This window comes from Paenarthrobacter sp. R1 (assembly GCF_030264015.1).
Taxonomy (GTDB): domain Bacteria; phylum Actinomycetota; class Actinomycetes; order Actinomycetales; family Micrococcaceae; genus Arthrobacter; species Arthrobacter ureafaciens.
In genome coordinates this window covers 3,528,602-3,551,261 of record NZ_CP127115.1, presented here as the reverse complement: position 1 = coordinate 3,551,261, position 22,660 = coordinate 3,528,602, and the positions used below count along the sequence as shown (strand labels likewise).

The 22,660-nt window shown below is 64.0% G+C and carries 17 protein-coding genes and 1 pseudogene; 10 read left to right on the top strand and 8 right to left on the bottom strand.

Annotated features, from left to right (window positions below):
- Positions 1–98: 98 nt before the first annotated feature.
- Together QN084_RS17180 and QN084_RS17175 are read right to left on the bottom strand one after the other, a co-directional pair.
- The gene (locus tag QN084_RS17180; RefSeq protein ID WP_021472717.1) at positions 99–920 is read right to left on the bottom strand and encodes a pullulanase X25 domain-containing protein; all 822 of its coding nucleotides are present in this window, start codon (positions 918–920) and stop codon (positions 99–101) included.
- 151 nt (positions 921–1,071) lie between these two features.
- Positions 1,072–2,103, bottom strand: a complete 1,032-nt coding sequence (locus QN084_RS17175) for an adenosine deaminase (RefSeq protein ID WP_069694867.1) — start codon at positions 2,101–2,103, stop codon at positions 1,072–1,074.
- Between the two features lie 83 nt (positions 2,104–2,186).
- On the opposite strand from QN084_RS17175, the gene QN084_RS17170 reads away from it, so the two are divergent.
- Positions 2,187–3,092, top strand: coding sequence for an MSMEG_6728 family protein (locus QN084_RS17170; RefSeq protein WP_069694868.1), 906 nt, complete (start codon positions 2,187–2,189; stop codon positions 3,090–3,092).
- 150 nt (positions 3,093–3,242) lie between these two features.
- Here QN084_RS17170 and QN084_RS17165 read toward each other — a convergent pair whose 3' ends face one another.
- Complete coding sequence (locus tag QN084_RS17165; protein ID WP_256869560.1) at positions 3,243–4,574, bottom strand: purine-cytosine permease family protein; 1,332 nt, start codon at positions 4,572–4,574, stop codon at positions 3,243–3,245.
- A gap of 190 nt (positions 4,575–4,764) precedes the next feature.
- Complete coding sequence (locus QN084_RS17160) at positions 4,765–6,207, bottom strand: PucR family transcriptional regulator (RefSeq protein WP_069694869.1); 1,443 nt, start codon at positions 6,205–6,207, stop codon at positions 4,765–4,767.
- A 122-nt stretch (positions 6,208–6,329) separates the two neighbouring features.
- Between QN084_RS17160 and pxpA the strand changes: the two genes are divergently transcribed.
- Genes pxpA through QN084_RS17135 form a run of 5 tightly spaced genes read left to right on the top strand, consistent with a single transcriptional unit; the run spans position 6,330 to position 10,616 of the window.
- Positions 6,330–7,094 (top strand): 5-oxoprolinase subunit PxpA, encoded by a 765-nt coding sequence (pxpA, locus tag QN084_RS17155; RefSeq protein ID WP_285750470.1) that lies wholly within the window; start codon positions 6,330–6,332, stop codon positions 7,092–7,094.
- A 48-nt stretch (positions 7,095–7,142) separates the two neighbouring features.
- On the top strand, positions 7,143–7,382 hold the full coding sequence (locus QN084_RS17150; protein WP_021472723.1) for an acetyl-CoA carboxylase: 240 nt from the start codon (positions 7,143–7,145) through the stop codon (positions 7,380–7,382).
- 9 nt (positions 7,383–7,391) lie between these two features.
- Positions 7,392–8,744: an acetyl-CoA carboxylase biotin carboxylase subunit gene (locus tag QN084_RS17145; RefSeq protein ID WP_062095511.1), complete on the top strand. Its 1,353-nt coding sequence runs from the start codon at positions 7,392–7,394 to the stop codon at positions 8,742–8,744.
- Entirely contained in the window at positions 8,741–9,646 is a 906-nt protein-coding gene (locus QN084_RS17140; RefSeq protein ID WP_062095509.1) for a 5-oxoprolinase subunit B family protein, read from the top strand. The genes QN084_RS17145 and QN084_RS17140 overlap by 4 nt, the downstream gene beginning before the upstream one ends.
- Positions 9,636–10,616, top strand: a complete 981-nt coding sequence (locus QN084_RS17135) for a 5-oxoprolinase subunit C family protein (protein WP_021472726.1) — start codon at positions 9,636–9,638, stop codon at positions 10,614–10,616. Before QN084_RS17140 ends, QN084_RS17135 begins: the two co-directional genes overlap by 11 nt.
- A gap of 103 nt (positions 10,617–10,719) precedes the next feature.
- On the opposite strand, the pseudogene QN084_RS17130 reads toward QN084_RS17135, so the two are convergent.
- Positions 10,720–13,138, bottom strand: a pseudogene (locus QN084_RS17130) (Tex family protein).
- Positions 13,139–13,214: 76 nt separating this feature from the next.
- On the opposite strand from QN084_RS17130, the gene QN084_RS17125 reads away from it, so the two are divergent.
- Entirely contained in the window at positions 13,215–13,511 is a 297-nt protein-coding gene (locus tag QN084_RS17125) for a hypothetical protein (RefSeq protein ID WP_021472728.1), read from the top strand.
- Between the two features lie 77 nt (positions 13,512–13,588).
- Here the strand turns inward: QN084_RS17125 and QN084_RS17120 are convergent, their stop codons facing one another.
- A complete protein-coding gene (locus QN084_RS17120; protein ID WP_021472729.1) occupies positions 13,589–14,020 on the bottom strand; it encodes a CBS domain-containing protein in 432 nt (143 codons plus the stop codon).
- Positions 14,021–14,657: 637 nt separating this feature from the next.
- Between QN084_RS17120 and QN084_RS17115 the strand changes: the two genes are divergently transcribed.
- Positions 14,658–15,552 (top strand): IS5 family transposase gene (locus QN084_RS17115; protein ID WP_206599970.1). Its coding sequence is split into 2 segments (ribosomal slippage): positions 14,658–15,002 and positions 15,004–15,552, totalling 894 coding nucleotides; the frame shifts between segments, so codons are not numbered across the junction.
- Positions 15,553–15,593: 41 nt separating this feature from the next.
- Positions 15,594–17,585 (top strand): hypothetical protein, encoded by a 1,992-nt coding sequence (locus QN084_RS17110; protein ID WP_069695640.1) that lies wholly within the window; start codon positions 15,594–15,596, stop codon positions 17,583–17,585.
- A gap of 119 nt (positions 17,586–17,704) precedes the next feature.
- Here QN084_RS17110 and QN084_RS17105 read toward each other — a convergent pair whose 3' ends face one another.
- On the bottom strand, positions 17,705–18,157 hold the full coding sequence (locus tag QN084_RS17105) for a nucleoside deaminase (protein WP_062095501.1): 453 nt from the start codon (positions 18,155–18,157) through the stop codon (positions 17,705–17,707).
- A gap of 97 nt (positions 18,158–18,254) precedes the next feature.
- Here QN084_RS17105 and QN084_RS17100 point away from each other — a divergent pair, with 97 nt between their 5' ends.
- The gene (locus QN084_RS17100; protein ID WP_069695639.1) at positions 18,255–21,833 is read left to right on the top strand and encodes a TM0106 family RecB-like putative nuclease; all 3,579 of its coding nucleotides are present in this window, start codon (positions 18,255–18,257) and stop codon (positions 21,831–21,833) included.
- A gap of 74 nt (positions 21,834–21,907) precedes the next feature.
- On the opposite strand, the gene QN084_RS17095 is transcribed toward QN084_RS17100, so the two are convergent.
- Complete coding sequence (locus QN084_RS17095; protein WP_052474152.1) at positions 21,908–22,627, bottom strand: triose-phosphate isomerase family protein; 720 nt, start codon at positions 22,625–22,627, stop codon at positions 21,908–21,910.
- Positions 22,628–22,660 lie beyond the last annotated feature (33 nt).

The window sequence follows — 22,660 nt, the reverse complement described above, 5'->3', positions numbered from 1 at the left end:
ACCCACCTTAACGAATCCAGCCCTTGCCCGCTGCTCCCCCTGCAAGGGAAGGATCAGCGGACAAGGGCCGGATTCGTGAGTCTTACTGCGGTTGGAGGCTACGCCACCACGATGTCGTGCGTTGCGTGGCTGTACGTGATGGTGACCGGGCCGCCGTCGTGGTTCAACTCGTGGTTGGCACCGTCGCGGACTCCGAAGGCACCGTAGTTCTCGTTCCACGAACGGTTCAGTGCGATCTTGTAGGTGTAAAAACCGGCCGGGAGCTCGGCGGACAGGGACCAGACCTGCACCAGCGGGTTGAACTCCATCTGGGTTTCGTCGTACTGGGGGGCCCAATCCTCGGGGGCACCGAGGATCTTGTTGAAGTCCCCGGCAACCGCAACGGCTTCTGGCTGAGGCAAGGTCTCGACGGCGGATGCCGCTTCAGCCTTGGCCGGTGCCTTGCGCGTCGTCTTCTTGGCAGCCGTGGCCTTGGGCGCGGCTTCCTTCGCGGCAGCGGCCTTGGGGGCAGCTTTCTTGCCGGCAGCACGCTTGGTCTTCGGCTTCGCAGGCGGGGCAGTCGGGACGGCGACATCGTCCGGAATGGGGGTTCCGGCGTCGAGCGCTGCCGCGAAAGCCGCAGCGTCCGGGAAGGCGACGGTCGCGCGCAAGCCCTCTTCCGGGATGGTCCAGCCGGAACGTCCCTTGACCAGCCAGCCCGCCTTGACCAGCTTGGCCGAAGCGGATGTCAGGGTCTTGTGGCCGCGCGGAATCCCGCCGCTCAGCAGTTCAGCCTCGTGGGCGTTGAACGGAACGCGGGCGGTTGCTTCGGCCAGGACTTCACCGGCATTCAGCTTCTCCTCGGACCAGACATTCTCGGCGAGGATGTCCAGTACGGCCTTCAAACGAAGATTTGTGTTCTCGGCGGTGTTCGCGCCCATGCTTCTCCTTCAATGGGTGAATACTCACCCAGCAGTTTGCCAATGATTTGTTAATTCCCGCGACTGCGAAAGGTAAACACCGTGTGTCGTGACCGAGTGTGACATTCACGACGCCCCAAGTGATGGAGGAGTCTCGGCTACAGCGGCGAAATCACTGCGGAGGCAGCGACTCCTTGACCCACTGGGTGACTTCCTCCAGCAACTCCGCCTTGCGCTCATCGCTCGCGAACGAACTCCGGATGGAGTTCGCCGCCAGAGTCGCCTGTTCCGGAACGGAGAAGCCGTGGACTTTCACCAGTTGCTGGTAGTTGTCGTCCACGTAGCCGCCGAAGTACGCGGGATCATCGGAGTTAACACTAACGTTCAGACCGATGGCGAGCATTTCCGGCAAGGGATGGTCTTCGAGTTTGTCCACAGCCCGGAGCCGGACGTTTGACAAGGGGCACACGGTCAACGGCACCTGTTCGGCAACCAGCCGCTGCACCACCTCGGTGTCCTCCATGCACCGGATGCCGTGGTCGATCCGCTCGACGTGCAGGATGTCCAGGGCCTCGGTGATGTACGACGCAGGACCCTCCTCGCCTGCGTGCGCGATCCTCCGCAGGCCCGCCTCGCCGGCGCGCTGGTAGAGGCGCTGAAATTTCGACGGCGGATTGCCCACCTCTGCGGAGTCCAGCCCGATGCCGGCGATCGGTGCGTTCATGTCAAGGAGCTGCTCCAGCACGTCCAACGCGGAGTCCTCGGGCATGTCCCTCAGGAAGGCGGCAATGAGCAACGTAGAAACGCCGAAATCCTCATTGGACGTTGCCAGGGCTTTGGCCACGCCGTTCACGCAGGTCTCCAAAGCCACACCACGGGACACGTGTGCCTGAGGGTCCATCATGATCTCCGCATGGCGTACGCCACCGGCCGCGGCCCGCTTCAAGTAGTCACAGGTCATGTCCGTGAAATCCTGCTCGGTCTGCAGGACAGCCATGTTTGCGTAGTAGAGGTCCAGGAAGGACTGGAGGTCCCTGAACTCGTACTTCTCGCGCAGCTCGTCGATGTCCTGGTACGGAAGGTCGATCCCGTTGCGTTCAGCCAGGGAGAAGATCAGCTCGGGCTGGAGAGTCCCTTCGATGTGCAGGTGCAGTTCGGCAACCGGGGGCGCCGTCGTCGTCGTTTTCTCGCCAATAGTTTCCACTCGACAACTCTAGGCCGAATCGTCTTCGCGTGTCCCCGGACACTCAACTTGGATCTGCGGCGATGCACCCCCAAACTGAAAGGATGCAGACTTTCCTCCCCTTCGCCGATTTCCGTGAGAGCGCCGCCGCGCTGGACACCTCAAGGCTCGGCAAGCAGCGCGTCGAAGCCCTCCAAGTGCTCCGCGCATTGGTCATCCCTGAGTACGGCTGGCAGAACCACCCCGCTGTGCGCATGTGGATGGGCCATGTCCCCGCCCTCACCATGTATGGGCTGGCGATGGTGGACGAGTGGGTCAAGCGTGGGCACCCGGACAACACCCGTGACAACATCGCGGAGTTCGCGCCGCAGGCTGCGCACCCTGACTATGCCGCCAAGATCCCCATGCCGTGGTGGCTTGGCGAGGAAGAACTGCACCTCAGCCACCGGTCCAAGCTGGCGGGCAAGGACCCCAAGCACTACCGCGAACTCTTCCCGGGGATCGAGGAACGGCTGGATTACGTCTGGCCCGAGCCGCGGCACGAATTCCACCCCGAGGACCCCGAAGAGGACCGGCTCTGGATCGTCCGCGCACCCGTGGGTGAGCTCCGGCCGGAGCAACTGGAGACCGTGAGCCTGCCCCCGCACGGGAAGGCGCGCCCCGTCGCCAGCCCGGACGAGTACCAGTTCGTGTACGAGGAAGAGAAGTCCCGCCGCAACCTCGGCGCGCCGAAGAAGCGTCCCGTGCAGCGGGAGAAGAAGCCCACGCGAAAGCGCGCCGCCCAGGACCAGGCCTTCAGCACCCTGCCCGGCAAAACGGAGGTCGCAGTCCCGTTCGACGGTGGACAGACGTTCGCTGTCGGGCTCATCCAAGGCCGGCCCATCACGGTTGAGGGCCGTTTCGCCCGCAACTTCCAGGTCACCAGCGTGATCAAGCGCTCCGATTTCGACTACCCCGCACTGCTGCAGGACCCCCGCGTGTTCTTCCCGGTTCCCGCACCCGCGCAGTAACTTCGGTTTCTGCGGCGCCTTTACATAACGCACGACGGCGGCAGCATAACGCACGACGGCGGCAGCATAACGCACGACGGCGGCAGCCGGGTTCTGTTTCTACGGAACCCGGCTGCCGCCGTCGTTTGCTTGTCGCAGTTTGTTTGCTGCCTAGACGAGTTGCTCCTCATCCAGATGGACGTCTTCCGAGATATCCATGGCGGGCGGCTTCCTCAGGCGGTAGGCCACCACATAGCTGCCTGCCGCAAGGGCCACTGTGATGAGCGGCGCCAGCTGCGCCAACACGGGTGCCGCTGTTTGTTCGGTCAGGTAGATGCCGACTCCGGACGCAAGGATCCAGGCCACGGTTCCCGGGCTGAAGGCGGACAACCGTTCCCGGCGGATCTCCGGGACTTCGTTGATCTTGTGCCGGTTCAGGGCGATGTAGACCAAGGCGATAGCTACCCAGGCGGTGACGAAAACACCCTGCCATGCCAATGCTTTGAGCAGGTACGACAACACGTTGGTGAGCATCAACAGGTAGGCAATGGCGCCGGCAACGATTACCCACACCCACCGGGGAAGGGCCAGGCGGAACACGCGGGTGGCAAAGGCATCCAGGTTGGACGAGGCCAGATAGTAGTTGGCCGTGTTGATGCGGGTTTGCGAAATGAAGATGACGAGGACCCCGAAAATTCCCAGGGATGAGATGAAGGCGTCCACCACCCCGGTCTCGGTCCCTTCCAGCCCCCACGCGCTCATGATGTAGATGCCCACCAGGCCGTTGATGCCGAACGTGAAGGCGTAGAAGACCCAGCCAAAAGTGATTCGGCCGTGGAACTTCTCGTCCTGCTTGCGGGCCATGCGGGCGTAGTCGAACGTGTACATCATCATGATCCACACACCCATGTAGATCAGATAGGACGTCAGCCAGCCCGGAACGGGACCGTCGGCGACGCCCTCGGGGAAACCGACCGGAACACCGCGGATCGCCGTGGCCGCGACCACCACGGCCACCAGCCCGGCGAAGTACAGCGGCAGCAACCAGCCGTTGAGCCGGTCAAGCCAGTTCTGCACCCCACCTGCCACCAGGGGAAGGGCGTAGATCACCACGATGGCGTACCACATGGTGATCTCACCGCCGAAGAACTTCTGGAACGCCACAGCGATGATGGATCCCTCGAACACTGCGTAGTAGATGGCCGTAGCCGCGAAGATCAGGGAAGCCAGCGCTGAGCCGACGATTCCAAACAGCGTCCGGGAGAGGAGCTCCACTGTGAGCCCCGTCCTGGCCGCATACCTGGAAAGGACCAGGTTGATGATGCCGTAGGTGGCAATGGTGAGGACCATGCCGATGATGGTGTTGACGGTGCCGACCGCGTTTGCGGAGGCAACGGCCACATAGATCCAGAACATGGCCGAGAAAAGAGCCCACCAGGCCATGGTCAGGGACCAGCGCGGAGCACGGCGTGCTTCCGGCATGACGTAATTTGCGTAGGACAAAGCAACCCCTAGGGTTCGGTCGAACGGAGAGGGCCTGGATTCCTGCCGCCGTGAGCGATGTTCCAAGAGGTTCACGTATCGTGGCGGGCAATTATGGCCCGCATCTGAGGCTAGTGATGGCCACCACAGGCAGGCATCGGGATTTTCGCCCAATTTTGGGGTCTCCCGTTATGCAGCCTGCACATTTACCTCACGCATTGGCGGCGACGATACTCAGCGCGAGCAGGCACGTCGCCCTGACTTCTCCGTCGGACAGGTCCAGCCCCAGCAGGTCCTCGATCTTACGGAGCCGGTAGCTCAGGGTGTTCCGATGGATGAACAGTTCCTCGCAGATTTCGCGGGAACTCCCGCTGTGCCGCAAGTAGCAGGCGAGGGTTTCACGCAGGGCACTGCCGCCGTCGGCCGCCAAAGGCGCCAGCAGGCGTTCGGACATCGAGACCAGTCCCGCGCTCGGCAGCCCTTGGACGATCCCGGCAAGGTCTGCGAGCGGGGCGGTCCGGACACCGGGCCTGCCAACGTGCCGTCGGGCGAGGCTGAGGGCCAGCGGAAGTTCGTTCAGCGTCGAGTTTTCCGTGACCAATACGGAAAGCTCGGGTGCGTCCTTGAAGAAGTCCTTGACCATGTCGAACAGCGGTGGCGTGGCTCGCTTCTGCTGCACCAACAGGGTGGTGAGGCCTTTCTCCTCCATGAAACGAACAATGCCGAAATTGCTTTCGAGCCCTACCCTGGCCCGCCACGCGATGGCCCGCAATTTCAGGCGCGGAATGTCCTTGGATGCCCCGATGAGCACGGAACCCCAGGAATCGTCGGGATCAAACCCGGTTTCCGCAGCGAGCTTCTTCAGCTGCCCGGGCCGGACGCCGCCGTCGTACAGTGCTTCCATGAAGCGGGCCGCCTCCCTCGAGTGGAGAGGCGACCGCGAGCCCAGGGTGTAGCTCAGCTGCATCGCGATCACGGCCGCCACGGGACCAAGGATCGGCTGCAAAACCACAGTGCTCTTGATGCCCTCAATCATCAGCCGGAACCGTTGCGACTCTCCGCTGGGGATGCGCAGGGTTGTGCGCGCAGTACCTCCCGCTGCGTCCCCGGCCCCGATAAGTTCGAAGCCGACGTCGTCCACCACCGTCACCCGCGCGTCGACGAAAGCGGCAACGCGCTCCAGGACCGTTGCCAGCGAGCGGCCCTCGGCAGCGAGCCGGGTACATTCATCCGCCAACTCCCACCCGGACCGCAGTTCCTCATACCGTTCGGTGGCAATGACGTGCTCCACGTGCCGCATGACCAGCACGAACGGCACCTCGGGTGGCAGCTCCAGCAGTGGCAGTCCGTGAACTTCGCAGGCCTCCACCAACCCGGCAGGAAGCTCGCTGTGCGCTGCCCCCAGCCCAAAGACAAGCCCGGAAACCGGCACCTCCATCAACCGCTCCACGTAGGCGTCCCAGATCCGGTAGTCCTTCACGTTGAGGCCCATGCCGTTGGTCAGCACCAGGGCGTTGACGCTCAGGAACGGTGTGGGGTCCATGTGCTCGGTGGGTGCACACCAGACGATGGGCCTGGCAAGGCGGCCCGGACTCCCGGGAACACGAAGGGTGATCTTCAGGTCGGGGTCGTCCACCAAGTCCGAAACACGCATTTGGGCCTCCCTCAGTTGCAGGCGGAGCAACCGCCCGATAGTGCAGACATCATAATCCGTTGTGCGAGATTCAGCAGCCTGCACAATTACTATCCGAAGTTCACTTGGATAGCGTTGCCCCCATGCAAACGAATGTGACCTCAAGCACTTCTGCGCCCAGCCCTGCGAAGACCGTGCTCCTGAACTCGGACATGGGCGAAGGCGTGGGCCTCCACGAGTTTGGCAATGACGAACAGCTGATGAGCATCATCGATGTTGCCAACGTGGCCTGCGGCTACCACTCCGGCGATCCGGACGTCATGAACCGGACCGTGGAGCTTGCCGCGGAACACGGCGTGGCCGTGGGCGCCCACCCCGGGCTCCCTGACCCTGTGGGATTCGGCCGTCGCCGCATGGTGCTGCGTCAGGAGGAAGTCGAATCCATCATCCTCTACCAGACAGGCGCACTGACGGCCTTCCTGGCGAAGCACGGCCTGCCCCTGAACCACATCAAACCGCACGGCGCGCTCTACGGCATGCTGGCCGGCGACGAGGAACTCATGGCGGCGGCCGCCGGCACTGCCAAGCTGTTCGGCGTCCCGTTCTTCGGACTCGCCGGGACCGCCCACGAGTCCGTCTGCAAGGCCATGGGCGTGGACTTCGTCCCCGAGTTGTACGTAGACCTCAACTACGGACCCGCCGGTGAGCTTTTGATCCAGCGCCGCCCCGAGCCGACCGACCCGGACGCCGCTGCCCACCGCGTGCAACAAGCGCTCGACGGCGGTCCTGTCCTCGCCGTCGACGGCACCGAACTGGACATCACCTTCGGCAGCATCTGCGTCCACTCCGATGCTCCCAACTCCGCTGCCGTTGCCTCTGCCGTGCGCGCAGTGCTCAACGCCCGCTGAACCTTTCCCCCTTTTCCGACCCCACTTTTCTGAAAGCGAGAACACCCCATGGGAACCATCGTCTCCCCGCTCCCCGGCATCTTCTACCGAAAGCCCGGCCCAGGAAAACCGCCGTTCGCCAACGAGGGCGACACGATTGAGGTGGGACAGACACTGGGCATCGTGGAAATCATGAAGCAATTCACCGAAATCCAGTCCGACGTGGCCGGCATCCTCGAATCGTTCGAGGTGGCCGAAGGCGACATGGTCAACCCCGGCGACCCCATCGTCGTCGTACGCGAAGGATAGGCACCCATCATGAAGAAACTGCTGATCGCCAATCGCGGCGAAATCGCCGTACGCATCATCCGCACGGCTCGGGACATGGGCCTCGGCACGGTGGTTGTTGTCAGCGAGCCTGACTCAACCTCCCTCGCCGCACGGACCGCAGACGAATCCGTGGTGGTGGGCCCCGCCCCCGCCCCCGCCAGCTACCTCAACCAGGACGCGATCATTGCCGCAGCCTTGGACACCGGCTGCGACGCAATACACCCCGGCTACGGCTTCCTCTCGGAGAACACTTCCTTCGCCCGCAAAGTAGCGGACGCCGGGCTCATCTGGGTGGGCCCCGACGCCGACGCCATCGAAATGATGGGCAACAAGTCACTGGCCCGCGAGTCAGCACATAAAGCCGGGGTCCCCGTGCTCCGGGGTACCGACGGTCCGCTGGACCCGGACGCGGACGCCGTAGCCATTGCCTCCGGCATCGGTTACCCCTTGGTGGTCAAAGCATCCGCAGGCGGCGGTGGCCGTGGCATCAGGTTCGTCAGCGCTGAAGACGAACTGCTGGAAACCATCGAGATGGCCCGCGGCGAGGCAGCCTCCGTGTTCGGTGACCCCACGGTGTACCTGGAACGCTTCGTGGAGCACGCCCGCCACGTGGAAGTCCAAATCCTGGGCGACGGCACCAATTTCATCCACCTGGGCGACCGGGATTGCTCCATGCAACGCCGATCGCAGAAGGTCATCGAAGAGGCTCCCGCACCGGACCTCCCCGACTCCGTGCGCCGGACCATCCGCGAGTCCTCCGTGGAGCTTGCCCGGCAGTGCGGGTACCAAGGCGCAGGCACCGTGGAGTTCCTGTACGACCCCCTGAACCATGAGGCTGCGTTCATCGAGATGAACACCCGTATCCAGGTGGAACACCCCATCACGGAGCAGATCACCGGGGTGGACCTGGTCCGCGAGCAACTGCTGATCGCAGGAACCGGTTCCATGTCCCTGAGCCAGGAGGACATCACGTTCACCGGGCACGCCATCGAGTGCCGGATCAACGCCGAGGACCCGGGCAACAACTTCTTCCCGAGCCCCGGGCGCCTGGACTCCCTTGAATGGCCCACCGGCGAAGGAATCCGCGTGGACACGGGTGTGGACACCGGATCCGTGGTGAGTCCGTTCTACGACTCCATGCTGGCCAAGTTGATTGTCCACGCGGCCGATCGGGACTCCGCCATCGCCGCCACCCTCGCTGCTTTGGACCACGTCCACGTCGAAGGCGTCAAAACCACGGTACCTGTGCACAAGATGCTGCTGGCCCGCCCCGAATTCGCGACGGTCACCCACCACTCCAAGTTCATCGAGTCCGCTCCCGATCTGTTGGAGGCGAAATGACAAGCCCAAGCCCGGTCCTGAAGGAAGCACGGTACACATGGGGCGGCGACGAGTTCCTGTTCGTTGAGGTCGACGAATCCATGAGCCTGGCGGCCAACTTCAAGGTGATGTCCATCGCCAGGAAACTGTCGGACGCTGCGCTGCCCGGCGTCGTCGACATCTGCCCGGCCAATGCGTCACTGCTGGTGAGGTTCAATCCCGACGTCCTGCCGCCGTCGAGCCTTGAATCAACGGTCCGGAACATCGAACTGGAACTGTTGAACCACAACGAACAGGTGCTGGAGACCCGGATCATCGAGGTGCCCGTCTGGTACGACGATCCCTTCACAGCGGAAGTAGCGCAGCGCTTCCGGGAAGGATTCCATCAGGAGCCGGACGGTACCGATCTGGATTACGCCGCGAAGGTCAACGGTTTGCAGGACGCCGCAGAGTTCATCCGGCGCCACCACGAACAGCCGTGGCTCGTCTCCATGGTGGGTTTCGTGGCCGGGCTGCCGTTCCTGTTCCAACTGGTGGAGCGGGACAAGCAACTGCAGGTTCCCAAGTACCTCAGCCCGCGCACTGACACACCGAAACTCACTGTTGGGCACGGCGGTTGCTTCGCAGCCATCTACTCCGTGCGCGGCGCCGGCGGCTACCAGATGTTCGGGGTTGCAGCGGCTCCGATTTACGATCCTGCGCAGTCTCTGGCCGACTTCAAGGACTTCATGGTCTTCTTCAGGCCCGGCGACATCGTCAAGTTCAAGCCAGTCACCGAAGACGAGTACAACGCAATCCAGGCGCAGGTCGACGACGGAACGTACCGCTACCGCCAAGTCCCCGTCACCTTCGACGCGTCCAAGGCTTTGGCTGATCCGCAGGCTTACAACCATGAACTCATGGAGGCCCTCAATGGCATTTGATATCAAGAATCCTGGCCTCGCCACCACCGTCCAGGATCAAGGACGCGTGGGCTACTATAACGTGGGTATTCCGCAAAGCGGCTCCATGGACCAGTACTCGGCGGAACTTGGCAATGCCTTGGTAGGAAACAGTGCAGGAGACGCCGTCCTCGAATGCACCTATCTGGGACCTGTTCTGGTGACAGACACCGATGCCACCATCGCCGTTACCGGCGCTCCCGTTGAGGTCAAGATCAACGGACAAGCCCAGCCGCAGTGGACGCAACTCCAGCTCAAGGCCGGCGACGAACTCAGCTTCGGCGTCATCCAGGGTGGCACGCGCTACTACATCGCGGTCCGCGGCGGAATCGACGTCCCCGTAGTCCTCGGGAGCCGGTCCACCTATGTCCTTGGCGGCATTGGCGGGCTCAACGGCAGGAAGCTCGAAGCCGGGGACCTGGTGCCGGTGGGCGAGCCGACCGGTGACCTTCCAGCAGTCCAAGCCATGCCTGAGCACTTCCGGCCGTCCTACGACAAAGAGCAAACCGTGCGGATTGTCCTGGGCCTCTACGACCACCGGCTCACGGACACCGGAAAGGAGAACCTCCTGAACGGCGAATGGAAAGTCACCCCCGTGGCCGACCGGATGGGCCTCCGCTACTCCGGGCCGGGGGTCGAATGGAAAGAACGCGAGCAACCGTTCGGCGCCGGATCAGACCCCTCCAACATCGTCGATGCCGGCTACGCGGTGGGATCCATCCAGATTCCCGGCGGCACCCAGCCCATCATCCTGCACCGGGATGCTGTTTCCGGCGGCGGCTACGCGATGGTCGCCACCGTCATCAGCGCGGACATGGACCTTGTGGCCCGTGCAGCCCCCGGCACGGTCACCACGTTTGTTGCCGTCAGCCAGGACGAAGCAATCGTGGCACGCAAGGAGCGTTCGGAGCTGAAGAGCAAAGCCTGGGAGGCCTTGGCGGCAAAGGCGTAGTCCGGCACCCAACTGGGTCGCAGTTAAGCGCGTTTAGAGCGGTCAAAACGCGCAGTACTGCGACCCAGTTGGGTGGCTTTTTTGTGCCCGGTTACTTGCCCGGTTACTTGCCCAGGCCGGCGCGTCGGAGGGCTTCCGCCATGGCCGTGTCTGCGGACGCTACGCTGCCCTGCCGAGGGTTGGCGTTGCGGGGATTGCCCTGCCGCTGACCGCTTTCCTGCCGGCGATCCCGCTGCCCTTGTCCTTGCCCTCCGGCACCGCCGCGCTGGCCCCCGGCACCGCCGCGCTGGCCTCCGGCGCGACCGCGGCCGCCCGAAGCGCCCGGCTCATCATCCAGCCGAAGCGTGAGGGAGATCCGTTTCCGCTCGGGATCGGCTTCGAGCACCTTGACCCTGACAACCTGCCCGGACTTCACGATCTCGCGGGGATCGGACACGAACTTGTTGGACAGCGCAGAGACGTGAACCAGCCCGTCCTGGTGCACTCCAACATCCACGAACGCACCGAATGCCGCAACGTTGGTGACGGTGCCTTCAAGGATCATGCCGGGCTTGAGGTCCGAGATCTTCTCGATGCCCTCGGAGAAGGAAGCCGCCTCGAACGCGGGGCGCGGGTCACGGCCCGGCTTTTCCAGTTCGGACATGATGTCCTTCACGGTGGGCAAACCGAATGTGCCGTCAACAAAGGCTTGCGGGTCCAGTGCCGTAGCAGGACCTCCACCGGCCGCCGCGAGGATTTTGCGGGCAACCGAGTAGGCCTCGGGGTGCACGCTGGAGGCGTCCAGTGGTTCCACTCCCCCGGTGATCCGAAGGAAGCCGGCGCACTGTTCAAAGGCCTTGGCTCCCAGCCGGGGCACCTTCTTCAGATCGCTGCGCTTGGCGAACGGGCCGTTCTGGTTCCGGTAGGCCACAATGTTTTCGCTGAGCAGCGGTCCAACACCGGCCACCCGGCTCAGGAGGGCCGGTGAGGCCGTGTTCACGTCCACACCCACGGCATTCACACAGTCCTCCACCACGGCATCCAGGGAGCGGTCCAGCTTGGATGCAGTGACATCATGCTGGTACTGGCCCACGCCGATCGACTTGGGCTCGATCTTCACCAGCTCCGCCAACGGGTCTTGGAGGCGACGGGCGATGGACACGGCACCGCGGAGCGAGACGTCCATTCCCGGCAGCTCGGACGCTGCCAACGCCGAGGCCGAGTACACGGACGCGCCGGCCTCGGACACCACCAGCTTCTGGACGCCTTTCACACCGGCGGCATCGAGGGACTTGATGAGCTCCGTGGCGAGCTTGTCCGTCTCCCGGGAAGCCGTGCCGTTGCCGATGGCCACCAGCTCGATGTTGTGCTGCTTGGCGAGCCGTCCCAAGGTGGCCAGGGCCTCGTCCCATTTCTTGGCGGGGGCGTGGGGGTAGATAGTGTCCGTTGCCACTACCTTGCCGGTACCGTCAACAACGGCCACTTTCACGCCCGTTCGGAGTCCCGGGTCCAGGCCCAGCGTGGCCCGGTTGCCGGCAGGCGCCGCGAGCAGGACGTCGCGCAGGTTGGCTGCGAAGACGCGGACGGCCTCGTCCTCGGCGTCGGCGAACATACGCCCGCGAAGGTCCGTCGTGAGCCGGTCAAGGATGCGTCCGCGCCACGCCAGCTGCGCCGTTTGGGTGAGCCACAGGTCAGCGGGCCGGCCCTGGTTGGCGACCCCGAGGGACTTGGCCACAGCGTTCTCGTACCGCGTACGGGCGGCGGCAAGGGCGTCGTCGTCGGCGGGGTCCGCTTCGGCGAGATCCAACTCCAGGACGCCGTCCTTCTCACCGCGCAACAGCGCGAGCACACGGTGCGAGGGCATGCCCGATGGCACCTGCGTGAACTCGAAGTAGTCTTTGAACTTCTGGCCCTCGGCTTCCTTGCCCTTCTTCACGCGGGAAACCATGCGGCCTTGGGTCCACAACCGTTCGCGGAGGTCCTCGGCAAGGTCCGGATCCTGTGCCACCCGCTCCACAAGGATGGCCCGCGCCCCGGCGAGCGCAGCAGCGGCATCTTCGATGGAGTGCCCGGCGTTGAGGTACTTGGCGGCCTCGGCCTCGGGACTGAGTTGCGGGTTGGCCAGCAGGGAGTCGGCGAGCGGCTCGAGTCCGGCTTCGCGGGCGATCTGCGCCTTGGTGCGCCGCTTGGATTTGAAGGGGAGGTAGATGTCCTCCAGCCGCGCCTTGGTATCGGCCCCGACGACGGCGGCCTCGAGTTCGGGGGTCAACTTTCCTTGCGCTGCGATCGCCTCGAGCACTTGCCTTCCGGCGATCCTCCAGTTCGCGCAGGTAGCGGAGGCGTTCTTCGAGGTCGCGCAACTGGGTGTCATCCAGCGTCCCGGTGGCTTCCTTGCGGTAGCGGGCGATGAAGGGGACCGTTGATCCGGCGTCGAGCAGTTCCACCGCGGCCTTGATCTGCCAGGCCTGGACGCCCAATTCCTTGGCGATGAGCTGGTGGATGGCAGAGTCGGCTGACTGGTGTTGGAGAAGTTGAGTCACCATGACAGTTTGCCTCACCCGGCCGACACTTTCAGGTCCGGCCCTATCCCGAGGGCCGCGTTAGTGCTGTAGTTGGACCATGCAGGAACTGCTGATTATCCTCCAGGACGGCTTCGAATCCGATGACGTGACAGTTACCGTCAACGGCAAGGAAGCTGCGTCGGAGCGGGAGGTGTCCACCAAAATGTTGCTGGGCATGGCCGATGAAATGACGGTGGAACTTCCCGCGAAGGGCGCCACCGTGGGGGTGGAAGTCAGGAGTCGGAATCTCAGCGCAAGCAGGAAGCTGGCAGGTAAGCCCAAGAGCCTGATCGTCTCTATCGAGGAGGGCGAGCTGGTGCTGCGCGAAGGAACGGGCCGCGAGGCGTTCCTCTAGGAAGCGCTTCGCGGCGGCTGGATTGGTAACGCCGGGCCGCGCCTCCGGAAGGGCGGCACGCGCGGCCCGCGCGGCGGCTAGTGGGCCATGTGCTCCTTGGCGGAAATGTGCTCCACCAGTTCACCGACGCGCTGCTCGCTGTAGTTGCGGGCGATGTCCCCTTGGCTGATGATGCCCACCATGGCGCGGTTGCTGATGACAGGTAGCCGGCGCACCTGGTGTTCTTCCATCATGCGGATGGCTTCGTCAACGTTGGCATCAGCGTCGATCCAGTACGGCTTGCCTTGGGCGAGTTCGCTGGCAAGGACCTGACGGGGATCCTTTCCTTCGGCGATGCACTTGACCACAATGTCGCGGTCGGTGATAACGCCGGTCAGTTTGCCGTCGTTGCCGCAGATGGGAAGCGAACCGCAGTCCATGTCCCGCATCATGCGGGCGGCCACTTCAAGAGTCTGGTCCTCGACGACGCACTTGGCATCTGTGGTCATGAATTCACGTACGACACTCATGGGTCCTCCTTCATCGAATGGGTTCTCGACGCGGGAGCTACGGGGTCCTCGGGGTATTGCAGATGGGGTCCTCGGCACCGACGCCGATGATGCCAGACTACGCCGGGCGGCTACTACTGGCTAGGCGCGCAGGCGGTCCCCGCAACGAATTTTCCCACCAGGTCTATTCAAATAATCCATTCGCTGGAGTATCATCCGTTGTGGGTTATTCACGGCTTCCGGGCACGGCCATTCAACCTCCTCAGGACTCCCTACTCGCACTGCCTGCCCCCGAGCCGTCACGCCGTCACCGTCCGCCCCGGACCGGCCCACAGGCCGCGTTCGCCGCAAACGGCTTGGGCAAACATTGATTGCTTGCAGCGCGAGAAAGATCCTCCCATGGACACCCCCAACGTCCCCAGCACCCTCCTTGACCCTGTCCCCCACCACCCCTCAGCCATTCCGTTCCCTCCCGCACCCGGGCCGTCTCCCTCTTCGTTTCACTGGCCCTCGGAGGACTGGTGGCGCTGTTGGCGGACCGCCGCCATCAGCGGCAGGTATGAAGGCAACCAGGCCGTCACCGGGCCTGTTGGCAGCGCAGTTGAACTAGGCCGTGTTGATCAAGTGGTTTCGGTGGTCGATGGGCGAGTCTTGAGGGATGACGCGTCGCGAGGTCTCTGACGAGGTGTGGACCGTTCTGGAGCCGTTGATGCCGACGGTGACGGGGAGGTCGCGGCCGTGGACGGATCATCGTCTCGCGGTTGAGGGGATGGCGTGGAAGTACCGGACGGGTGCGCCGTGGCGTGATCTGCCGGAGCGGTTCGGGAAGTGGAACTCGGTCTATAAGCGGTTCACCCGGTGGGCGCACGACGGCACCTGGGACAGGCTGCTCGCCGAGGTGCAGCGGCAGTCCGACGCGGCGGGCCGGCTCGATTGGGTGGTGTCGATCGACTCCACGATCACCCGCGTGCATCAGCACGGTGCGACCCTCGCCCGGGACACAGGGGGCTCCACCGAATCACAAGAATCCGTGGTTCGAGCCGCCTGACCACGCGATTGGCCGGTCCCGTGGCGGGTTGACCTGCAAGATTCACCTGGTCGCCGATGGCAAGGGGCGGCCGCTGGGATGGGTGCTCACCGGCGGCAACATCAACGACACCACGATGCTGGCGACCACCCTCGAACACATCCGTGTCCCCCGCCCAGGCGTCGGAAGACCACGAACGCGACCAGATCGAGTCCTCGCCGACAAGGGCTACCCGTCGAAGACGAACCGTGCCTGGCTGCGTCAGCGAGGGATCGCCGCGACCATCCCGGAGCGTGACGACCAGATCGCTCACCGCCGCAAGAAGCCGGGACGCCCGATCGACTTCGGCGACGAGCAGAAGCTCCGCTACCGCGGCCGCAACGTCGTCGAACGCTCCTTCAACAAGCTCAAACAGTGGCGCGGCATCGCCATGCGATCAGACAAGACCGCCCGCAGCTACCGAGCCGCCATCAGCCTCGCCACCACCCTGATCTGGATCAAAAGCGACTTGATCAACACGGCCTAAGGCTCGACGTCGATCCCCGCCAAGGCGTCGAATCTCCCGTATTGAACAAAGTCAGCGGTGACTTCTTCAGTACCCGGACTGTGAAAGTCGGCGGGCTCACCCAGGTAGTGAAGACGTACGTCGAATCATGGATCGTCGATGCTCCGGTGGTGACCATCAACAAGTCCGATGCCCACATCACCGGCACTGTGCGCTTCTGGAAAGGCACCCACCCGGTGACCTCGGTGGAGGTTATAGTCTCCTGGTCGAACGGCGCCATCACCGGTGCGGTTGCCACGTTCACGGGCGGGGGCGTCGCGGGGGCACCGTACGCCTGCAAGTACCGTTCTGATTGCTTCAGGGACGTGAACCTTGAACTGGACTATTGCCAATCGGTGGATATCGAACCGAAAGTGCCCGTCTACAACAGCCACGGGCACAACAACAGGCCGGCCGATCTGGCCGAACGGACGCTGACGATCGAGTCCTCCTATAAAGACGCCGGAATTGCGGTCACCATCGACGCCGTCCATACCGTGATTGACGACAGCGCTCCCGGTTTCGCTTCGTGGAGCGTCGGTGAGCTGCATGATGCCATGGAGACCTCCTTCGGCAAGTACAACTCCGGCTGGCCCGCGTGGAACCTCTGGGGCGTCCAGGCAGGACTGTTCGACTCCGCAGGCGTGGGCGGCATCATGTTCGACGCCGCTGCCGGGTTTGGCGGCGCAGGCCGGGGACCCGATCGCCAGGGTTTCGCGGTTTTCCGCAACCACACCTGGTTCACCAACCTCGTCAGCAACCCCGCCACCCAGGACGAGGCGTGGGCCATGCGCCACTTCCTCTATACCTGGGTCCATGAGGCCGGACACGCCTTCAATTTCCTGCACGCGTGGGATAAAGCCCGCCCGGATTCCCTGTCCTGGATGAACTACGACTGGAAATACGATCAGCGCAACGGCGCAGATGCGTTCTGGGGCAACTTCCGGTTCCGTTTCGACGACGACGAACTGCTCCACATCCGCCACGGCGACCGCGCCGCCGTCATCATGGGCGGTGACCCTTGGGCCTCCGGTGGCCACCTGGAATCTCCACCGGGCGCCATGACCGTGTCCGGGCCGGGAAGCGACATCGAGCTGACTCTTTCGGCCAAGGACTACTTCGACTACATGGAACCTGTAGCCGTCGAGTTCCGGTTGCGGAACACGGGCGACGCCCCGGTGCTGGTGGACTCGCGGTTGGATCCCCGGTACGGGAACACCAGCGTCTACGTCCAGAAACCCGACGGGACCGTAGTGCTGCACGAATCGGTTGTCTGCTTCTATGGCCTACCGGAACTGGTGACCCTCGCGCCGGCACCGACCGATGGCGGAAGCGACGGCAGCGACCGTTACAGCGAGTTGGTACAGCTGGCCTATGGGACGGTCGGCTTTGTCTTCGACCAGCCGGGCCAGTATTTGGTCCGGGCCGTATACAGCACCGACGGCGTCGTCCAAGCCTCCAACACCTTGCCTTTGCGGGTCGGTTTCCCCGTCTCCAAGGAGGAAGACCGCTTTGCTCCGGAGTTCTTCACCCGCGAGGTTGGGCTCACCCTCGCGTTCGAGGGTTCCATGTCGCCTTACCTGAGCCGGGGCCTGGATGCCTTGACCGAGGCAGCCGAGCGCTTCAGCGGCGCGCCTTTGGGCGTAAAGGCGGCCACCGCCGTCGCGCAGTCCGTGGGCGATGACTTCTACCGCAGGCAAAAGGACAAGATGGTGAAGCATCACAGCGCGGACCCCCAGAGGGCACTCAGCCTGACCGAACCGGTCCTTGCCAGTTACCAGCAGGAGGGCGGCCGGAGCAGCAACCTGGCCTACCGGAAGCTGGTGGAGTTGCGCACTGACCTGCACGCGAAGTCCGATGACGCCGCAGCTGCAAAGTCGGAGGTGGAAACCCTCGCCAAGGACCTGGGAAGCCGCGGCGCACATGCCTCCGTAGTGGCTCAGGTCAAGGAACTCATCCCTTCAACCCCGGCGGCCCGTTCCCGCCGGTCGGCTCCGAGGAAGCCCGCCAAATAGCCTTCGGATGGCTTTTTGAGCCGCGGTTCCCAGCAGCCGGCGACGGCGGCACCCCGCCCTTGGTGCCGCCGTCGCTCCTTCTTTGCGCTTTTGTTGAACTCCTCTTGGCCGCCGGTGACCTATTCGGCGATGTCCTCGGCCCAGAGCTCGGCATGCTCTTCCTGGAACGTGCGCATCATGTCGACGCAGCGGGGATCATCCAACACCACCACCTCCACGCCGCGGGAACGGAGGAGGTCGAATTCGCCCGGAAAGGTTTCCGCCTCGCCCACCACCACGCGCGGAATCTTGAACTGGATGATGGTTCCGGTGCACATCGCGCACGGTGCCAGGGTGGTGTAGAGCGTGGTATCCCGGTAGCTCTTCTGACGGCCCGCGGCCCTGAGGGCCGACATCTCGCCGTGGGCGATCGGATCGCCGTTTTGCACCCGTTCGTTGTGGCCGCTGGCAATGACCTTCCCGTCACGGGCCAACGCTGCGCCGATGGGAATGCCGCCTTCGCTCAGGCTCTTCTGCGCGGCTTGGTAGGCAGCTTCGAAGGCTGCATCTGTGGCGTGGGTCGATTCAGTCATGGGGGCAGTCTAGAACGGCGGCACGCTAAATTGTCCGAGCCCGCTGGTAGCTTGGCTGCAAGGGTTTCAGCTTTGCTCGGCGTTAGGAGTAGGTACCGTGTTCTTCCTCGATCCGGAGGCAGCGGGCGCACCGCAGGACCTGGTCTTCTCCGCCAGCGACCTCGTCATTGCTGCAACCTGCGAGTACCAGCTGCTCCGCAAACTCGACGAGAAACTCGGGCGCTCCCCCGTTGCTTCCTTTACCCCGGACGCCATGCTGGAAAGGACCGCCAAGCTGGGGGATGTCCACGAGCACAGGGTTTTGGACGACTTCATTGCGGAGTTCGGACCTTGGGACGCGGAGAAGGGAAGAGGCGTTTACGACGTCGAACCCGCCACCGCGATGGACCGCGCCACCCTGACTGCCAAGCATGCGGAATCAATCACGGCGCTCCGCTCCGGTGCGGACGTCGTTTTTCAGGCGGCGTTCTTCGACGGTACGTTCCACGGCAGATCGGACTTCCTCGTCCGGAAACCCGGCGGCGAGTACGCGGTTTTTGACACCAAGCTGGCCCGTCATGCCAAAGTCACTGCGCTCCTTCAGCTGGCGGCGTACGGGGACCAGCTCCTTCAGGCCGGCATCACCCCCGATCCCGTGGTCACGCTGGTCCTGGGCAACCGCGAGCACAGTGACCACCCCTTGTCACAGATCCTGCCGGTCTTCAAAGAACGCCGCCGCCGATTCCTGAATCTGACCGCTACCCACATCGCGGAGTCCGGGCCTGTGGCGTGGGGCGACTCCCGCTTCACAGCATGCGGGCGGTGCGATTACTGTGCGGAGCAGGTCCAGCTTCACCGGGACCTGCTGATGGTGGCAGGCATGAGGATCAGCCGCCGGAAGAAACTGATCGAATCAGGCGTCACCACCATCGACCAACTGGCCGTCCTGCCTGTCGAAGACGACCACACCCTGCTGCGGCTGCGCGAGCAGGCCCGGCTCCAGACCGGCGTCGGATCCCCTGACGGAACGGTCAATTACACGGACAAAGCAGGCGAGGCCAGGTCCGTCAGCTACAACATCCTGCCGGACAACACGCTCGCCAGGCTCCCTGCACCTGATCCGGGCGACATCTTCTTCGACTTCGAGGGCGATCCCCTGTGGCAGGATCCAGTGTCCGGCAAGTGGGGGCTGGAGTACCTTTTCGGCGTCATCGAGAACCCCCAGGAGCCGGGAGCCACGCCGGTATTTAGACCCTTCTGGGCGCATTCACGGTCCGAAGAGGGACAGGCATTCGTTGACTTCCTGGATTACGTGGCCAAGCGCCGCGCCCAGTTCCCGGGCATGCACATCTACCACTACGCGGCCTACGAGAAAACGGCCCTCCGCAATCTCTCCCTTACTCACGTGCTGGGAGAATCCGCCGTCGACGATCTCCTGCGGCAAGGCGTGCTGGTGGACCTGTACGACACCGTCCGCCACAGCATCCGGGTGTCCGAGAACTCCTACAGCATCAAGAAACTGGAGCCCTTGTACATGGGCCGGCACCTCCGCTCCGGAGAGGTCACCGACGCCGGTGCATCGGTGGTGGCCTATGCGGATTACTGCACGGCAAGGGATACGGGCCAAGTCGACCAAGCCGCGGCCATCCTTGAAAGCATCCGTGACTACAACGAATACGACTGCCTCTCCACGCTGGAGCTACGGAACTGGTTGCTGGCACGTGGTGCGGAGCGGGGCATTGTTCCCGGTGCTTTTGATGCCGCGGCCGGGGAGGCGCCGGCAGGAGAGGCCCAGCCCGCGTCGGACCCGGAAAAGTATCAAGCGGCGCCGGAGGAACAGGCGCTGTTCGACTACCTGGACGGTTTGCCCGAGGACCAGCGTGCTTCGGCGGATGCAAAGGCCATTGGCATCGTGGCGGCAGGAGTCGGGTATCACCGCCGCGAGGACAAGCAGTACTGGTGGGGGCATTTTGATCGCCTCGAGAAGCCCACCTCGCAGTGGGACGACGCGCGCGATCTCTTTATCGTCAAGGACGGCGAGGTGCTGCAGGACTGGGCCAAGCCAAGTCCCCGCAGTAATCCGGCGCGGATCCTGAAATTGGTGGGCCGTTCAGGTGACGGGGCAGGACTGGAGGTTGGCAAGAAGTACTTCAGAATGTACGGGCCGCCATTGCCTGATGCGTTGGTCGGAAAGGAGTCGTCCGTTCTGGGCCGGAGTGGGTGGGACGGCACAGAGGTCGTGGAGACCGGCGAGGAAGAGGACTTCGAGTTCGTCATCGTCAAGGAAGGGCTGCGGAATGATTCTTCGGAGTTCCAGCAACTCCCCATGGCCCTCACTCCCAGCCAGCCCATCTTCACTACAGGACAAAGGGCTGCACTGGCCGCCCTCGCCACGCGGCTGCGGGACTCCCTGCCGGACTGGCCGGACCACCCTGCCCTGGACATGATCCGCAGGAACCCGCCCAGGCTCCGCACGTTGAGCGCGCTGCCGCCGGTATCCCCCGGCCCGCACGGATACATCGAAGCGATCACGGCTGCGGTAAAGGACCTGGACAACTCATACCTGGCCGTGCAGGGTCCTCCGGGCAGCGGGAAGACCCACGTTGGTGCACACGTCCTGGCACGGCTGGTGGACGAGGGCTGGAAAGTCGGAGTAGTGGCACAGTCCCATGCCGTGGTGGAAAACATGCTGTGCGCTGCCGTGGAGAAGGCCGGTGTGGACCCACTGCGGGTAGCCAAGGAGGTCAAACATGGCGAGCCTGTGCCGTGGGAGGGCTGCGGTAAGGCAGATGTCACCGACATCCTGGCCAAGCCCGGTGGCGCCCTGATTGGTGGCACGGCCTGGGCCATGGTGGGCAAAGAGGTCCCGCCGGGGTCCTTGGACTTGCTGGTCATTGACGAAGCCGGGCAGTTCTCGCTCGCCAACACCATGGCCGTCAGCCGGGCCACCAAGCGGCTTCTGCTTCTGGGAGATCCACAGCAACTTCCGCAGGTTACCCAAGGAACACATCCGGAACCCGTGAACGAGTCGGCACTCGGCTGGCTCTCGGACGGCCACAACACCTTGCCGGCCGAGCTTGGGTACTTTCTGGCCCTGTCCTGGCGCATGCATCCGGCGCTGTGCCAGGCCGTGTCCGAGCTCTCCTATGATGGCCGGCTTCGGGCTGCGGAGGCGGCATCGGCACGCACCTTGGAGGGCGCCGCTCCGGGGGTCGCGTGTGTCTACGTGGAGCACTCCGGCAATTCGACCTCGTCCCGGGAGGAAGCACAGGAAGTAGTCCACCAAGTCCAGGCCCACCTCGGCCTGGACTGGCGTGATCCTTCCGAGCAGGAAGGATCCCCCCGCCCGCTCCAGGAGACGGACATTTTGGTGGTTGCTGCCTATAACGCCCAGGTCCAGCTGATCAAGCACCACCTTCGCGAGGCTGGACTCGGCAAGGTCCGGGTAGGCACCGTGGACAAGTTCCAAGGCCAGGAAGCGCCGGTGGTGGTCGTCTCCATGGCCGCCTCCGCCGCGGGGGAAGTACCCCGGGGAATGGAGTTTCTCTTGTCACGCAACCGGATCAATGTGGCGGTGTCGCGCGGCAAGTGGCGTGCCGTCGTCGTGCGTTCGCCCGAACTGACCAACTACCTCCCGACGCATCCGGAGGGACTTGAGAACCTGGGCGGTTTCGTTGCCCTCTGCTCCCCCGAATAGCCCGCTCCCCCAACTAACTGGCAGTAGGGGTTGTTCTGAGCGTCCAGAACAACCCCTACTGCCAGTTAGTTGATTTAGTTGGTCAGGGCCAGGGCCTCGTCCAGCACGCTTCCAAAGTTCGCGGGATCGTGCGCGAATCGGCCCAGGAAGAGCCCGGAAACACCCGATAGCTGCGGGAGGAGTCCGGGCTTGGCCGAACCGCCATAGATGATGGGCAGCCCCGCCAAACCATGCTCTGCCAGCAGCGCCCGCACACCGGCCACTACCTCGGAAACGTAGTCCGCCGAAGCCGGCTCGGCCGCTCCGATGGCCCAGACGGGCTCATAGGCCACAACGATCCTGCCGGCCACAGCCCAGTCTCCGGAAACTGCTGCCGAAACCTGTTCGAAAACAGTCTTCGCTGCGGCGCCGGGCTCTGCCAGCTCCGTCTCGCCCACGCACAGCAGCGGCGTCACGCCATGATCGACGGCGGCCCGGACCTTCAGTGCGATGGTGGCATCGTCTTCGGCAAAGTGCTTGCGCCGCTCCGCGTGCCCGATCTCCACCATTCCCACGCCCAGTTCGGCCAACATCGACGGGGACACTTCGCCGGTCCAGGGACCGTCAGCCCAGCCGCAGTCCTGCGCGCCCAGAACCACGGGGGTGCCTTCGAGCTGCTGCGCAGCGGCGGGAAGAACCGGGAATGAAGGGATGACAAACGGGACAACCCGCCCGGCCGCGAGGGCCGGACGGGCGTCCACTTCCTTGTTCAGTCGCTCAAGCCACGCCAATGTTTGCGCGTAGCCCATGTACATCTTGGTGCTGACACCGATGTACAGAGCGCCGGA

Coding starts and splice junctions, on each gene's coding strand:
- QN084_RS17160 (WP_069694869.1), bottom strand. CDS start 6,207: ATGCGTGTTTCGGACTTGGTGGACGACCCCGACCTGAAGATCACCCTT.
- QN084_RS17105 (WP_062095501.1), bottom strand. CDS start 18,157: ATGACTGAATCGACCCACGCCACAGATGCAGCCTTCGAAGCTGCCTAC.
- QN084_RS17095 (WP_052474152.1), bottom strand. CDS start 22,627: ATGTACATGGGCTACGCGCAAACATTGGCGTGGCTTGAGCGACTGAAC.
- QN084_RS17120 (WP_021472729.1), bottom strand. CDS start 14,020: ATGAGTGTCGTACGTGAATTCATGACCACAGATGCCAAGTGCGTCGTC.
- pxpA (WP_285750470.1), top strand. CDS start 6,330: ATGCAAACGAATGTGACCTCAAGCACTTCTGCGCCCAGCCCTGCGAAG.
- QN084_RS17150 (WP_021472723.1), top strand. CDS start 7,143: ATGGGAACCATCGTCTCCCCGCTCCCCGGCATCTTCTACCGAAAGCCC.
- QN084_RS17170 (WP_069694868.1), top strand. CDS start 2,187: ATGCAGACTTTCCTCCCCTTCGCCGATTTCCGTGAGAGCGCCGCCGCG.
- QN084_RS17145 (WP_062095511.1), top strand. CDS start 7,392: ATGAAGAAACTGCTGATCGCCAATCGCGGCGAAATCGCCGTACGCATC.
- QN084_RS17135 (WP_021472726.1), top strand. CDS start 9,636: ATGGCATTTGATATCAAGAATCCTGGCCTCGCCACCACCGTCCAGGAT.
- QN084_RS17180 (WP_021472717.1), bottom strand. CDS start 920: ATGGGCGCGAACACCGCCGAGAACACAAATCTTCGTTTGAAGGCCGTA.
- QN084_RS17125 (WP_021472728.1), top strand. CDS start 13,215: ATGCAGGAACTGCTGATTATCCTCCAGGACGGCTTCGAATCCGATGAC.
- QN084_RS17140 (WP_062095509.1), top strand. CDS start 8,741: ATGACAAGCCCAAGCCCGGTCCTGAAGGAAGCACGGTACACATGGGGC.